The 14,334-nt window shown below is 35.7% G+C and carries 13 protein-coding genes; 8 read left to right on the forward strand and 5 right to left on the reverse strand.

The window, feature by feature from the left end; all coding sequences use genetic code 11:
• Positions 1-320 precede the first annotated feature (320 nt).
• Positions 321-1,499 carry a NupC/NupG family nucleoside CNT transporter gene (locus JFU23_RS18715; RefSeq protein ID WP_000668860.1) on the reverse strand — a complete coding sequence of 393 codons (1,179 nt, stop codon included), beginning with the start codon at positions 1,497-1,499 and terminating at the stop codon, positions 321-323.
• Between the two features lie 91 nt (positions 1,500-1,590).
• Here JFU23_RS18715 and gloA2 point away from each other — a divergent pair, with 91 nt between their 5' ends.
• The 3 genes from gloA2 to aspA all read left to right on the forward strand — a co-directional run bounded on the left by gloA2 (position 1,591) and on the right by aspA (position 4,998).
• Complete coding sequence (gene gloA2, locus JFU23_RS18720) at positions 1,591-1,977, forward strand: SMU1112c/YaeR family gloxylase I-like metalloprotein (RefSeq protein ID WP_001017670.1); 387 nt, start codon at positions 1,591-1,593, stop codon at positions 1,975-1,977.
• A gap of 107 nt (positions 1,978-2,084) precedes the next feature.
• The gene (locus tag JFU23_RS18725) at positions 2,085-3,383 is read left to right on the forward strand and encodes a hemolysin family protein (RefSeq protein ID WP_016093357.1); all 1,299 of its coding nucleotides are present in this window, start codon (positions 2,085-2,087) and stop codon (positions 3,381-3,383) included.
• A 181-nt stretch (positions 3,384-3,564) separates the two neighbouring features.
• Positions 3,565-4,998, forward strand: a complete 1,434-nt coding sequence (aspA, locus tag JFU23_RS18730) for an aspartate ammonia-lyase (protein WP_002029742.1) — start codon at positions 3,565-3,567, stop codon at positions 4,996-4,998.
• 37 nt (positions 4,999-5,035) lie between these two features.
• Here the strand turns inward: aspA and JFU23_RS18735 are convergent, their stop codons facing one another.
• Together JFU23_RS18735 and JFU23_RS18740 are read right to left on the reverse strand one after the other, a co-directional pair.
• Positions 5,036-6,655, reverse strand: a complete 1,620-nt coding sequence (locus tag JFU23_RS18735; RefSeq protein ID WP_002029741.1) for a lactate permease LctP family transporter — start codon at positions 6,653-6,655, stop codon at positions 5,036-5,038.
• A 203-nt stretch (positions 6,656-6,858) separates the two neighbouring features.
• Complete coding sequence (locus tag JFU23_RS18740) at positions 6,859-7,398, reverse strand: redoxin domain-containing protein (RefSeq protein WP_307838368.1); 540 nt, start codon at positions 7,396-7,398, stop codon at positions 6,859-6,861.
• A 387-nt stretch (positions 7,399-7,785) separates the two neighbouring features.
• Here JFU23_RS18740 and JFU23_RS18745 point away from each other — a divergent pair, with 387 nt between their 5' ends.
• On the forward strand, positions 7,786-8,073 hold the full coding sequence (locus JFU23_RS18745; RefSeq protein ID WP_001075217.1) for an ArsR/SmtB family transcription factor: 288 nt from the start codon (positions 7,786-7,788) through the stop codon (positions 8,071-8,073).
• A 206-nt stretch (positions 8,074-8,279) separates the two neighbouring features.
• Entirely contained in the window at positions 8,280-8,459 is a 180-nt protein-coding gene (locus JFU23_RS18750) for an acid-soluble spore protein H (protein ID WP_002010492.1), read from the forward strand.
• Between the two features lie 42 nt (positions 8,460-8,501).
• Here the strand turns inward: JFU23_RS18750 and JFU23_RS18755 are convergent, their stop codons facing one another.
• Together JFU23_RS18755 and JFU23_RS18760 are read right to left on the reverse strand one after the other, a co-directional pair.
• Positions 8,502-9,851 carry a peptide MFS transporter gene (locus JFU23_RS18755; RefSeq protein WP_201032445.1) on the reverse strand — a complete coding sequence of 450 codons (1,350 nt, stop codon included), beginning with the start codon at positions 9,849-9,851 and terminating at the stop codon, positions 8,502-8,504.
• Positions 9,852-10,230: 379 nt separating this feature from the next.
• A complete protein-coding gene (locus tag JFU23_RS18760) occupies positions 10,231-11,199 on the reverse strand; it encodes an ABC transporter substrate-binding protein (protein ID WP_002125165.1) in 969 nt (322 codons plus the stop codon).
• Between the two features lie 172 nt (positions 11,200-11,371).
• Here JFU23_RS18760 and JFU23_RS18765 point away from each other — a divergent pair, with 172 nt between their 5' ends.
• From JFU23_RS18765 to JFU23_RS18775, 3 genes are read left to right on the forward strand one after another with little or no spacing between them, the layout of a single operon-like run.
• Positions 11,372-12,376 carry a FecCD family ABC transporter permease gene (locus tag JFU23_RS18765; RefSeq protein ID WP_085309063.1) on the forward strand — a complete coding sequence of 335 codons (1,005 nt, stop codon included), beginning with the start codon at positions 11,372-11,374 and terminating at the stop codon, positions 12,374-12,376.
• Entirely contained in the window at positions 12,373-13,431 is a 1,059-nt protein-coding gene (locus JFU23_RS18770) for a FecCD family ABC transporter permease (RefSeq protein ID WP_201032446.1), read from the forward strand. Before JFU23_RS18765 ends, JFU23_RS18770 begins: the two co-directional genes overlap by 4 nt.
• A 12-nt stretch (positions 13,432-13,443) precedes the next feature.
• Positions 13,444-14,265, forward strand: coding sequence for an ABC transporter ATP-binding protein (locus JFU23_RS18775; RefSeq protein ID WP_002167083.1), 822 nt, complete (start codon positions 13,444-13,446; stop codon positions 14,263-14,265).
• The last annotated feature ends 69 nt before the right edge of the window (positions 14,266-14,334 follow it).

Genomic DNA, 14,334 nt, shown 5'->3' on the forward strand with positions numbered 1-14,334 from the left:
AAAACAATCAAAGTGTATACATCTAGAAGCGTATTAAAACACATAAAAAATATTTTACGCTAAATAAAAGGTATTGTACATGTATAAAAAATAGATGTATTGATTATTTATCCCGCATTAACGGGCAGTAAAACTCCCACCTCAAAGTCCAGCGAATGCAAGGAAGTTAGGTGGGAGATAACTGCCCGTAAATGCCCGATTGGTGAGGGCTAATAATCAGTGGGGGATAGCCCCCTCTGATTAAAGTTTCACTTTATAAGACACCTATTCGTTATTGTATACAAAAGACAGGGATAAGAAAATGATAAAATTTTACCTAATTAAAGCATAATACTTACAATAATCGCGGATAAAATACTAACAAGAGTAGCGCCGTATAGTAATTTTAAGCCGAAGCGGGCAACAACATTTCCTTGTTCTTCGTTTAACCCTTTTACCGCACCGGAAATAATTCCAATGGAAGAAAAGTTGGCAAAAGAAACGAGGAAGACAGAAATAATACCAACTGTACGGATAGAGAGAGTGCTGGAAATTTTACTAAGATCCATCATTGCTACAAATTCATTTGTTACAAGCTTTGTTGCCATAATGCTACCCGCTGTGACAATTTCAGAACTTGGTACGCCGATAAGAAATGCAATAGGGGCGAATACATAGCCTATTAATTGTTGGAAAGTAATGCCGAATATAATGAGGAATAGGTCATTAATGCAACTCATTAATGCGACGAATCCAATGAGCATAGCACCGACGACAATTGCTACACGAAAACCATCAAGAATGTATTCTCCAAGCATTTCAAAGAAACTTTGTTTTTCCCCTTTTATTACCAAAATGTCTTCATCATCGTTAACGTCGTAAGGGTTAATAATGAGTACGATAATAAAACCACTAAATAAATTGAGAACGAGTGCGGTTACTACATATTTTGGTTCAATCATTGTCATATAGGCACCGACAATGGACATAGATACTGTTGACATAGCAGAGGCGCAAAGTGTATATAGTCGATGTTTTGGAATTTGGGCTAATTGTTTTTTAACCGTAATAAAAACTTCTGATTGGCCGACAATAGCGGAAGCGATGGCGTTGTAAGATTCTAATTTCCCAAGACCGTTTATTTTACTAAGAAAGAAACCAATCCAACGAATAAAGAATGGTAGTATTTTGAAATGTTGCAATATACCAATTAAGACGGAGATAAAGACAATCGGTAATAATACGTTAAGGAAAAATGGCATTTCCCCTTTATTTGCAAGACCGCCAAATACAAAGTTTATACCACTGGCAGCATACTCAAGTAGCCTCGTAAACAGGCTAGAAATTACCGTAATAAGTATGAGACCAATTTCTGTATTTAATAATAAATAGGTTAAAATTAATTGTATAATAAGCATGATAAAAATTGGTTTAAATTTAATATGTTTCTTATTGTTGCTAGCAATATAAGCAAGGAAGAAAACAACGATAAGTCCCACGAAAAAAGTAATAAATTTCATAGTAAGCCCCCTAAAAGAGATATTCTGCTATATATGTTTTTCATTTCAAGGGAGAATATGCATCTTTGGTAAAGAAAGGAATAGAGAGAGCATGAATATATGTAGAGTGCACCACGTTGCAATTATTTGTTCGAATTATGAACTGTCAAAGGATTTTTATACTCGGATATTAGGTTTTAAAGCGATAAATGAAGTATATAGAAAAGAACGAGATTCTTATAAGTTAGATTTATGTGTAGGGGAAGAGTATCAAATTGAATTATTTTCATTTCCAAGTCCGCCTGAGCGCCCAAGTTTTCCAGAAGCAGCTGGACTTAGACATTTAGCATTTGCTGTTACAAATATAGAAGAAGCTGTAAACCATTTAAAACAATGCGGTGTGGAGACTGAAGCGATACGTATGGATGAAATTACGGATAAAAAATTTGTCTTTTTCCAAGATCCTGATGGCTTGCCTTTAGAATTGTATGAGGCTTGAAATTGGTGAATTTTATATAGGGTTGCTTTCAAATAAATGAAGAAACTAAAGTGAAACTTCTTTTTTAAAGGAGGTGTAACTTTAGCTAAGAAAGCTAAAGGGCATATGTGGATATTTTAAAATTACTGATGGTAGCCATCCTTATTGCGTTAACAGCATTTTTTGTGGCTGTTGAGTTTGCAATTATTAAGGTGCGTAGCAGTCGTATTGATCAACTCGTTAGTGAAAAACGACGAGGAGCATTGGCAGCTAAAAAAGTAACTTCGAATTTAGATGAGTATTTATCAGCATGTCAGTTAGGTATTACAATTACTGCTTTAGGGCTTGGGTGGTTAGGAGAGCCCACTATAAAACATATACTCGAGCCGTTGTTTTTAAAACTACACTTATCTCCTGCAATTGCAAGTACAGTTTCATTTATTATTGCCTTTGCAGTTATTACGTTTTTACATGTTGTCATTGGTGAACTTGCTCCGAAGACGCTCGCTATACAAAGGGCAGAGCAAGTTAGCTTATTATTATCGAAGCCAATTATTTACTTTTACCGAGTAATGTATCCGTTTATTTGGGCTTTAAATGGTTCTGCAAGGCTTGTAACAGGGTTATTCGGATTACATCCGGCTTCTGAACATGAAGTAGCTCATTCGGAGGAAGAATTACGATTAATCTTATCTGAGAGTTATGAGAGTGGAGAGATTAATCAAAGGGAATTTAAATATGTAAATAATATTTTTGAATTCGATAATAGAGTCGCAAAGGAAATTATGGTACCTCGTACGGAAGTTGTAGGTTTATATGAGGACGAACCATTTGAAACACATATTAAAATAATCGCACAAGAAAAGTACACGAGATATCCCGTATTTGGTGAAGATAAAGATGAAATTATTGGGATGGTTAATGTAAAGGATTTATTTATTCGTTATATGGATGGTAATCGAGACGAGGGGTGCTCGATTACACCATATACAAGGCCAGTTATTGAAGTGTTAGAAAATATCCCTATTCATGATTTGCTATTACAAATGCAAAGAAAACGAATTCCATTAGCTGTATTATATGATGAATATGGTGGTACAGCGGGGATCGTTACACTAGAAGATATTTTAGAAGAAATTGTTGGAGAAATCCGAGATGAATACGATGAAGATGAACACCCGCCTATAGAGCATATAAGTGAAGGGTGTAAAATCGTAGAGGGAAAAGTGCTTATTAGTGAAGTAAATGATTTATTTGGCATACACTTAATCGCTGATGATGTAGATACAATTGGTGGCTGGATTATGGTACAAAAACAGATCGTTGCTGAAGGAGATATTATTGAAAAACACGGCTTTTCTTTTAAAGTTCTTGAAAAGGATATGCATCAAATTAAGCGAGTTGAAATAAAGAAAGTAGAAGAATGAATGGATTTTCTATTATATAAACTTTAATAAAAAGTATATATAGAAAAATAAATGTTTGCGCTTTCAAAAAAGGTGCTATATAGTGAAAGTGGATACTGAAGAATTCATTTAATGATACTCGTATTTTATAGGGCGAATTCTTTAGATAAGGATTTAGAATGAAAAGTATAGGTGATGAAAAATGATAGCAACGAAGGATATACGTATAGAAAAAGATTTTTTAGGTGAAAAGGAAGTACCGAGTGTAGCTTATTATGGTGTACAAACATTACGTGCCGTAGAAAACTTTCCTATTACAGGATACCGCATTCATCCGTCACTCATTACGGCAATGGCAATTGTAAAAAAAGCGGCAGCGCTTGCGAATATAGATACAGGTTACTTAGCTAAAGATATCGGACAAGAAATTGCAGAAGCGGCACAAGAGATTGTTGATGGAAAGTTCCATGATCAATTTATCGTAGACCCGATTCAAGGCGGAGCAGGTACTTCAATTAATATGAATACTAATGAAGTAATTGCAAATAGAGCGCTGGAACGTATGGGATACGAAAAAGGTGAATATGCGAAAATTAGCCCAAACACTCATGTGAACATGGCCCAATCAACAAATGATGCGTTCCCAACTGGGATTCATATAGCAACTCTTATGATGCTGGAAGAACTTCTTGTTACAATGGAAGAACTTCACTCTGCTTTTCATGATAAAGCAAAAGAGTTTGATCACGTTATTAAAATGGGGCGTACGCATTTGCAAGATGCAGTTCCAATTCGCCTTGGGCAAGAATTTGAAGCATATAGCAGAGTGCTAGAGCGTGATATAAAAAGAATTAAACAGTCTCGTCAACATTTATACGAAGTTAATATGGGTGCGACAGCTGTCGGTACGGGATTAAATGCAAACCCTACTTATATAGAACAAGTTGTGAAGCATTTACGAACTTTTAGTGGTTTCCCTCTTGTTGGTGCAGAGCACTTAGTTGATGCGACGCAAAACACAGATGCATATACAGAAGTATCTGCAGCACTAAAAGTATGTATGATGAATATGTCTAAAATTGCAAATGACCTTCGTATTATGGCGTCTGGTCCACGTGTTGGGTTGGCGGAAATTCAATTACCAGCTCGTCAACCAGGTTCATCTATTATGCCGGGTAAAGTAAATCCAGTTATGGCAGAAGTAATTAACCAAGTTGCTTTCCAAGTAATTGGAAATGACCATACAATTTGCTTAGCGTCAGAAGCTGGCCAATTAGAGTTAAATGTAATGGAACCGGTATTAGTATTTAATTTAATTCAATCCATCAGTATTATGAATAACGGTTTCCGTGTATTCCGTGAATACTGTATAAAGGGAATTACAGCGAATGAAGAGTTGCTTAAGCAATATGTTGAAAAAAGTGTTGGAGTTATTACAGCAGTTAATCCTCATATTGGTTATGAAGCAGCTTCTCGCATTGCACGTGAAGCAATTGCGACAGGAAAATCTGTTAGGGAGCTATGTTTAGAACATGGTGTACTTACAGCAGAAGAGCTTGATATTATTTTGGATCCATACGAAATGACGCATCCTGAAATTGCTGGTGCTTCTTTATTAAAGACTAAAAAAATGTAATGTAAAAAGCACCGATCCATTTGGATCGGTGCTTTTTTTAGAAGATATTAAATACAGAGTTAAGTTGAAGTAAGCTAATAATAGCTAAGAAGATTAAACTATATTTCATTACTATTTTAAATAGAGCAGATTCTTGACCAACTAGTCCAACTGCTGCACAAGCAACTGCTACAGATTGTGGTGAAACCATTTTTGCGATTGTACCACCAACTACGTTTAATGAAACGAGAGTAGATGGTACGATGTTTAACTGATCGGCAGTTACTGCTTGAAGTGGTGCGAATAATGAACCACTTGATACGACTGAACCTGTAATGAATACGCCAATCCATCCTAAGATTGGAGAAAGAACTGGGAATGCATTTCCTGTAGAAGAGAATGCAAGTCCAAGTGTAGATGACATACCAGAGTAGTTTTCTACGTAAGCTAAAGCGATAACGCTACAAATTGTATATACTGGAACTTTTAGTTCTTTTATTGTTTCGATCATTAATTCTTTAATCATTTTGCCGTTTACACGGTAGACGATAAGTGAAACGATGATTGCTAATACAATCGCAGTAGTTGTAGAAGAGAATACATCTAGTTTGAAAATCGCTGCGAAAGGTGTATCAGCCTTTGTAATTGGTGCAGTTTTCATAACCGCATTATGAAGACCAGGGAATTGAATGTTAAATACTAAGTTTGCCAATGGACCATCCGGAGCAAATAAAGCTTTAATTGGTTTTAAATTAAAGATTGTTACAAATGCAGTTAAGAATACGAATGGGGACCAAGCATATAAAATTTGATTGAATGTATGAGATTCTTTTTCTTCTTGTTTTTCTTCTTTAGCAGAAGATTTTGGTTGCCAAACACGTAAGAATAATGTAAGAGCGACCATACTTACGACTGCTGCGAAAATATTAGTAAGTTCAGCGCCTAAGAAGTAAGTCACAAGGAACTGAGTAATTGCGAAAGAAACACCACTTACAAGAATACCTTGCCAAGTTTCTTTAATGCCTTTAAATCCATCTACCATTGAAACAAGTAAGAACGGTAAAACAATGCTAATGAATGGCAAAATGTAAACAGCTTGACGACCGACAGTTAATGCATCTAGCCCAGTTAATTGTGCAGGTACTGTAACTGGAATACCCATAGCACCCATAGCACCACCAGCGATATTAGCTACTAAGCAAATACCTGCTGCTTTTAATGGATTAAAGCCCATACCTACAAGTAATGCAGCTGTAATAGCAACTGGAACACCGAAACCAGCTGCGCCTTCTAAGAAAGCACCGAAAGAATAAGCGATTAATAATACTTGTAAACGCTGATCATTTGTAATACTTGAAATGCTATCACGAATGACATTGAATTGTTCTGTTTTAACAGTTAATTTGTAAAGGAAGATAGCTGCGATAACGATAGTACAAATTGGATAAAATCCAGATAAAACACCGAATCCGGCAGATGCTACAGCTACAGTTGCGGGCATTTTATAAACAAATATAGCAAGAATAATAGCGACGATCACACTATAAAGCCCAGCCATGTAACCTTTCATTTTGAATCCCACTAAACAAATAATGAAGCAAAAAATTGGGAGTGCTGCGATTAGTGCAGATAACCAAATATTGTTTAATGGGTCATAAATTTGTGTCCAAGTACTCATAATAATGACAACTCCTATCTATTATATGTGAAGAAATTCACATTGTTTGTGAAACTATTCACAATCAACTTACATGCTTAGTATATTCTCCTTCAACACTATTGTCAACGTGAAAAAGTATAATTATTCCATAATAGTATTAAAAGTAACATTTTGTTCATAAAGTAGACAAAAAGCGTAATCAAATTGATTTGAATACGCTTTTATAAATTATTGACATATTCTTTCATTTTTTCATATGTCATTGGTCCTACATGCTTATATTGAATGACACCGTTTGTATCGATGACAAAAGATGTTGGAATGCTGATGATTTGATATGCGGCACTTGCCTGGCCTTTCTGATCTAATAGGACGGGGAAGGTATATTTGTTTTCTTCAAGAAATTGTTTTACATTGTTCGGGTCTTTTTCAGTAGCTGTCGCATTTACAGCAACAATTTCAATCCCCATATCTTTAGTATCGTGATAAAACTTTTCCATATCAGGCATTTCTATTTTGCATGGACCACACCAGCTTGCCCAAAAATTCAATATTACTTTTTTTCCTTTATAGTCTGTAAGGCGAACTTCTTGACCAGTGGTTGTTTCTAGAAGGAAATTGCGGGCAACATTGCCAACTTCAGTTCCAATGGGGGTGTTTGATTTTGAAGCTATATCTTCTTTGTTGTCTAATAGGAAGTGATCGATAATAGTCCAGCCAACCGCAATGCTAATTAACGCAATAATAAACCATTTTTTAATATTACATCATCCTCCTTACTTAAATTTCCTTTTTATCGTAACAAAGTGGTTAAATATGGTCAAATTACTTTACGATAGGTTATCAATTATGGACGATATTTTACAATATCATTACTGTACATTTCAGTAAGGTGAAAATATAACAAAAAGCCTGATAAAACAACGTTTGTAAGCAAAGTATTGCTAGCCCTTTGTTTTGCTTTTTTATTGTATCATATAGTATAATATTCAAAATCAGGTGGGATTTTTTCTTGAACTGTGTGCTGATAAAAGTCGGAAAATTTTCTCAGCATTATAGGTTGATAAAGTTATGTCGTAACAGGAAATATAAGAACAGATATATAAATAAATAAAGAGAAAATAAAAAATGAAAATGAGGGGAATTTTATGAACCAAAACCAATTTGACTGTCGTATTTCAGAAGAAGACGTACAGATGTTAAGAGCATTAGCTCATCCACTTCGTCTACGTTTAGTAATGGAACTGATGCAGCGTGGAACATGTAATGTAACACAATTACAAGAGGTATTAGAAATTCCGCAATCAACTGTTTCGCAGCATTTAACGAAATTAAAACAAAATAAAGTAGTACGCTTTGAGAGACGCGGGTTAGAAGTGTACTATCAAATTCATAACGATAAAGTAAGTGAAGTAGTAAAAACATTATTTTCTTAATTTTTGAATATTATGGAAAAAAGACGTGTGAAATATACGTCTTTTTTATTTGGAAAGGATCTAATAATAGGAAGATTTGAGAGCGTATATATTAGCGCGTTAGAAAGAAACAAACTATCGGTTGAAGTGCTAAATTGACGGAATATATTCTGAAGGGATATGAAAAGATAGAAAGGAGTGTTGTAAGCCAAAGGAGGAATAATATAATGGATGTAAAACGTGTGAAACAGATATTATCTTCTTCAAGTAGAATTGATGTTACATACGAGGGAGTCCCCGTATGGATTGAGAGCTGTGATGAGCAGAAGGGTAGTGCTCAAGTGTATGACGTATCCAACCCAGGAGAGAGCGTTCACGTGGATGTCACGGCTTTAGAAGAGATGTAATAGAAAAGACGCTTCTAATTGTAGAAGCGTCTTTTTTATTTACTATTCCATCATATGTGCAATTTTCTTAGAGAACATAAGAAGTACTAATCCTAGCACGATTACGATAACACCGATGCTTGCGAATACTTCTAAATATCCTAAAGATTGAGTGAAAGCAGCTAATTGTCCTGCTAATAAGTTTGCAAAGCCAGTACCAGCTAACCATACACCCATTAATAAAGAGGCTAATTTAAGAGGTGCGATTGCACTTACCATAGATAAACCGATTGGTGATAAGAATAATTCACCGATTGTGTGGAACATGTAAGTGAATACAATGAATAGTAAGTTTGCTTTCATTGTAATGTTACCTTCATCGCTACCAGTTTTTAGAACAGCTAAAGTTAAAACTAAGTACCCGATTCCTAGTAAAATCATACCAAAAGCCATTTTTGTAGGAATTTTTAAATCGCCATTTTTTGTTTTTGAAAGTTTAATCCATAATGCAGAAACTGGTAATGCTAGTAAGATAATGAATAGTGGGTTTACAGATTGGAACCAAGGTGTTGGAATTGTAAATCCACCAATTGTACGATCCACGAACTTATCTGTGTAAAGTGTTAAAGAACTACCAGCTTGTTCAAATCCTGCCCAGAAGAATACAACGAAACAAGTTAAAATTAAAATTGCAGTTGTACGCTTTTTCTCTTGTGTTGTTAAAGGTTTTTTCTCAATAGGTTTTGCATTTTGTTCTTTAGATTTTTTACCGACAACAGTTGTTCCAGCTGATCCTAAGTAACGAGGTGCTAATAAGTTAAATGCAATCTGTCCAATGATCATACCGATACAAGCTGTTAAGAAACCGTATCTATAATCTGTGAAATAACCGCAAATGAATGGAGCGATAAGAGCTCCTAAGTTAATTCCCATGTAGAAGATAGTGAAGGCACTATCACGACGAGAATCATTTTCGCTATATAATTGACCTAATAAAGTCGAAATATTTGGTTTGAAGAATCCATTACCGATAACTAATAATCCTAAGCCTAAGAAAAGTCCAGTTTTCGTGTTCATGGAAAATAGTACAAAGTTACCAATCGCCATAATGATACCGCCGATGGTAATGGCGTGTCGTTTCGTAATGAAATGGTCAGTTAGCCAACCACCAATAATCGGTGTGAAGTATACTAACATTGTGAAAATACCGTAAATCTGTACAGCAACTGCTTTATCAAAGCCTAAACCGCCACTTACTAAGCTCGTTGTTAAATAAAGAACTAATAAGCCACGCATTCCGTAATAACTAAATCTTTCCCATGCCTCTGTAAAGAACAACAAATATAATCCTGGTGGATGTTTTTTTGGTGATTGTTGCTCTCCAGCTTTGTCTAATTTTAAAGCTGCATCCATGTTTGTTTCCCCCTAATCCTGTATAACGGATATTTATGTAATTATTTTAATTCACAAAATATTTAGAAGTCAATAGAATTATATGGAAATAGCAAGAAAATTTATGAAAAAATCTATTTTTCTTCAACCGTTATTATATTTTTCCCTGAAAACAAGATAATAAGCGTTTTCAAATGTAGTAATTGAATTCTAAAATAAAGTAAAATAATGATAAATCAGAAAATTTAGATTAGAATATTTATTCTGATATAGAGAAAATATTCTATATTTATTTTTATAATATAACATATCGGGAATAAAAATACAAAATGAAATAATGTGACACTTCAGTGAAATGAAAAAACCAGCTCCATAAAAGAGGGAGCTGGTTACAATGAAATTATTTAACAAAGCGTTTTTCAATGTCGTCTAGTAGTAAGTTAGCAGCCATTACACCGCCAGCTGTATTCCAAATAACGTCGTCAACTTTGTATGCTTTTCCGTTCTTTACTGCATTTAAGTTTTTAAAGAGAGGGTCGTTTATATATTCTTTTTCTAGTTCAGAACCTTTTTTCTCATTGCCTTTATCGAATGTGAAGTAGAATAATACATCGCCATCCATTGCCGAAATACGCTCTTTAGATACGTTACGTTCTGCGAAATCATCTTTGTTTTGATCTCCAGGACGTTTAAATCCAAGTTCTTTTAAAATAACACCAGAGAATGTATCGCCATGATAAATACGAACATCACCAGGCATAAAGCGTACCATAGAAATTTCTTGATTTACTGTATCACCAAGTTTGCCTTTTAAATCTTCCATACGTTTTCCGTAATCAGCTAAAACTTTTTGACCTTCTTTTTCCTTATTTAAAGCTTTTGCATAAAATTTGAAGTTATCTTTCCATTCACCACGTAATGTTTCCGAGAACACAGTAGGTGCGATTGCTTTTAGTTGCTCGTACACTTTTTCGTGACGCATTTTGTTACCGATAATTAAGTCTGGTTTTAAAGAAGCAATCGTTTCAACGTTAACTTGTCCTTCGTCGCCAACAACTTTTACATCTTTCATTTTGTCCTTAATATGTGGATACCACGGATCACCAGTCCAAGACTTTACAGCACCAACGGGTTTCACACCTAATTCAAGTAAAGCTTCAGTTCCTTCATTCGTTAAAATAACTACACGTTTTGGATTAGCAGGAACTTCTGTTTTACCCATTGCGTGTTCAACGGTAATCATTTCTTTTTTATTATCTTCTTTTGTTGATTCTTCTTTGTTATTTGATTTTCCACAAGCACTTAAAAGAAGTGAAAAAGCTAGTAGAAATACAAATACTGTAAACGATTTCTTTTGCATGAAATTCATTATGTACCCCCTACATGTTGAGAATATTTTTCAATAGCAAGCATGATATTAAGCTTTTATCTTTTGATTGTCAATATATATTACTGAAAATAGTTCTCATTATCGTTGACAATGAGAATTAAGTTGAAATACACTTACAACGTATCATTATACATTGAAGGGGAAACGCTGCATGTTATTAAAAACAAATCAAGCAAAATGGATTGGATTATTTGTTGGAATCGTTGCAGTCGTTATTTGTATTTGGGGAAGTATTATTTTCGGATATACAAATACGAGCTGGAAATTAGCTTTAGATGCTTTTTTCCATTTTAATGGTTCAAATGAGCATATTATTATTCAAAATGTGCGTCTACCAAGGGCGTTAATTGCAGCAAGTGTTGGTGCTAGTTTAGCCATTGCGGGTTGTTTGATGCAAACTTTAACAAAGAATCCGCTTGCTTCTCCAGATTTTATTGGATTAAATTCAGGCGCTGCGTTCTTTATAGTTGTAGCAATTGTACTCTTTTCCGTGACATCATTATCAGCTTTCACATGGATTGCCTTTTTAGGAGCGGCAGTTGCAGCAGTACTTGTATTTGCCTCTAGTTCTTTAGGAAAAGAAGGGACAACGCCTCTTAAGTTAACATTAGCAGGTGTAGCGATAAGCGCTTTATTTTCATCATTAACACAAGGGTTACTTGTATTAAATGAAAAAGCATTTGAAGAAGTGTTATTTTGGCTTGCCGGATCTGTGCAAGGAAGAAAGTTAGAGATTTTACAATCAGTATTCCCGTATTTATTAATAGGCTGGATTGCATCTTTTATGATGGCAGGGAAAGTAAATACATTAATGATGGGGGAAGATGTTGCAAAGGGGCTCGGACAACGAACGATTTTAATGAAATCATTCGTGTTACTTATTATTGTACTGTTGTCTGGTGGTTCAGTTGCGGTTGCTGGTCCAATTGGATTTATTGGCATCGTTACTCCTCATTTCGCAAGAACTCTTGTTGGGGTAGATCACAGATGGAGAGTACCCTATAGCGGATTGTTAGGTGCAATACTATTAATCTTGGCTGATATAGCAGCAAGATATGTCATTATGCCACAAGAAGTACCAGTAGGGGTTATGACAGCATTTATCGGGGCCCCATTCTTTATTTATATTGCACGTAAGAGAGGGCTTAGCAAATGAAGAAGTATATTCCGTTTCGTATTGGAAAAGGCGAGCTCTCGTTTTTAATGTATAAACGAGCTTGTCTCGTCTTATTGAGTTTACTAGTTGTTTTAATAGGATTATTTTTTGCGAGTGCAGGTATGGGGGATATGAAAATTGCTCCTTATGACGTATGGCAAGCGATTACCGGAAATGGCGATGCGATGTCAAATATGGTTGTAAATAAATTTCGTATGCCGCGTATTTTAATTGCTATCCTCGTAGGAATTGCGCTTGCGGTAGCGGGCTGTATTTTACAAGGGCTCGTTCGAAACCCACTTGCTTCTCCTGATATCATCGGAATTACGGGCGGGGCAAGTGTTGCAGTTGTACTCTTTTTAGCTATATTTAGTGATAAAAACAATGCGTTAACAGTAAGCATTCATTATATGCCGCTAGCAGCTTTTGCTGGGGCAACAATTGTAGCGTTTTTTGTATATTTATTTGCCTGGAAAAATGATGGATTATCACCGATTAGTCTTGTTTTAATTGGTGTTGGATTTTGGGCATTAACGAAAGCAGCAACAACTTTATTTATGTTGTTAGCACCAATTTATCGAGCAAGTCAAGCGAATGTATGGATCACAGGTACTGTTTACGGTTCTTCATGGCAAAATGTTATGGTACTTGCGCCGTGGGTTCTCATTTTAACGACAATATCATTTATCGCTGCGAGACATTTAAATGCACAAGAGCTAGGGGATGATATAGCAGTGGGACTTGGTGTTCCTTTAACGAAGTCGCGTGTATTTATGTTGTTACTTAGTACAGCTTTAATTGGCGGGGCAGTTGCCTTTGCAGGAGGAATTGGATTTGTTGGTTTAATGGCACCTCATATTTCGCGAAGATTAGTTGGCTCTTTCTACGGTGCATTGCTCCCAGTTGCGGCGATTATCGGTGCAATTCTAGTACTCGCTGCAGATTTAATTGGGCGTACAGTTTTCACACCACTTGAAATTCCAGCAGGGGTATTTACATCAGCAATTGGTGCACCTTATTTTATTTATTTACTTTATAAAAGTCGGAATTCATAAAGGGAGATGAATATGCAAAAAGCATTGGAGACGAAACGCTTGACGCTGTCGTATGGTGAAACGATTATTATTGATGAGCTGAATTTAGAAATTCCAAAAGGGGAAATTACAATCTTCATCGGTTCTAACGGTTGTGGGAAATCAACTTTATTACGTTCACTAGCTAGATTATTAAAGCCAACAACCGGTGACATTTTGTTAGATAATCAAGCAATTCAAAGTATGCAAACGAAGCAAATCGCTCGTCAAATGGCGATTTTACCGCAAGGGCCACAAGCACCGGAAGGACTTACGGTATTACAACTTGTAAAGCAAGGACGTTATCCATATCAAACATGGCTGAAGCAATGGTCCGAAAAAGATGAGGAAATGGTACAAAAAGCGCTTGCTGCAACGGGTATGACAGAATTTGCTGAGCGTGATGTTCATGCCCTTTCAGGTGGACAACGTCAACGTGCTTGGATTGCAATGACCCTTGCACAAGATACAGATATTATTTTGCTTGATGAGCCGACTACATATTTAGATATGACGCACCAAATTGAAGTGTTAGATTTATTATTCGAATTAAATGAAACAGAGCAAAGAACGATTGTCATGGTATTGCACGATTTAAATTTGGCATGTCGTTACGCAGACAACATTGTAGCTATTCAAGATAAACAAATATATGCGCAAGGTAAACCAGAAGAAGTTATTGACCAGAAGTTAGTTCGGGATGTATTCCGTATGGAGTGTCAAATAAGCGCTGATCCGTTATTTGGGACACCGCTCTGTATCCCGCATGGAAGAGGAAGACGTGTACTTAAAGAGGCTGTTCAGGCGATGAGATAACGAAAAAAGACGATGAGGATTCATCGTCTTTTTTACCCCGCTATTTGAGGGATCAACTGCCCGTAAAAG

Source organism: Bacillus sp. TH50, from assembly GCF_016650565.1.
GTDB classification, from domain to species: domain Bacteria; phylum Bacillota; class Bacilli; order Bacillales; family Bacillaceae_G; genus Bacillus_A; species Bacillus_A mycoides.

Excerpts from the sequence above, each read along its gene's own strand:
- JFU23_RS18750 (WP_002010492.1), top strand. The coding sequence starts at position 8,280 with ATGGATGTAAAACGTGTGAAACAGATATTATCTTCTTCAAGTAGAATT.
- JFU23_RS18755 (WP_201032445.1), bottom strand. The coding sequence starts at position 9,851 with ATGGATGCAGCTTTAAAATTAGACAAAGCTGGAGAGCAACAATCACCA.
- JFU23_RS18760 (WP_002125165.1), bottom strand. The coding sequence starts at position 11,199 with ATGAATTTCATGCAAAAGAAATCGTTTACAGTATTTGTATTTCTACTA.
- JFU23_RS18775 (WP_002167083.1), top strand. The coding sequence starts at position 13,444 with ATGCAAAAAGCATTGGAGACGAAACGCTTGACGCTGTCGTATGGTGAA.
- gloA2 (WP_001017670.1), top strand. The coding sequence starts at position 1,591 with ATGAATATATGTAGAGTGCACCACGTTGCAATTATTTGTTCGAATTAT.
- aspA (WP_002029742.1), top strand. The coding sequence starts at position 3,565 with ATGATAGCAACGAAGGATATACGTATAGAAAAAGATTTTTTAGGTGAA.
- JFU23_RS18735 (WP_002029741.1), bottom strand. The coding sequence starts at position 6,655 with ATGAGTACTTGGACACAAATTTATGACCCATTAAACAATATTTGGTTA.
- JFU23_RS18765 (WP_085309063.1), top strand. The coding sequence starts at position 11,372 with ATGTTATTAAAAACAAATCAAGCAAAATGGATTGGATTATTTGTTGGA.
- JFU23_RS18715 (WP_000668860.1), bottom strand. The coding sequence starts at position 1,499 with ATGAAATTTATTACTTTTTTCGTGGGACTTATCGTTGTTTTCTTCCTT.
- JFU23_RS18745 (WP_001075217.1), top strand. The coding sequence starts at position 7,786 with ATGAACCAAAACCAATTTGACTGTCGTATTTCAGAAGAAGACGTACAG.
- JFU23_RS18770 (WP_201032446.1), top strand. The coding sequence starts at position 12,373 with ATGAAGAAGTATATTCCGTTTCGTATTGGAAAAGGCGAGCTCTCGTTT.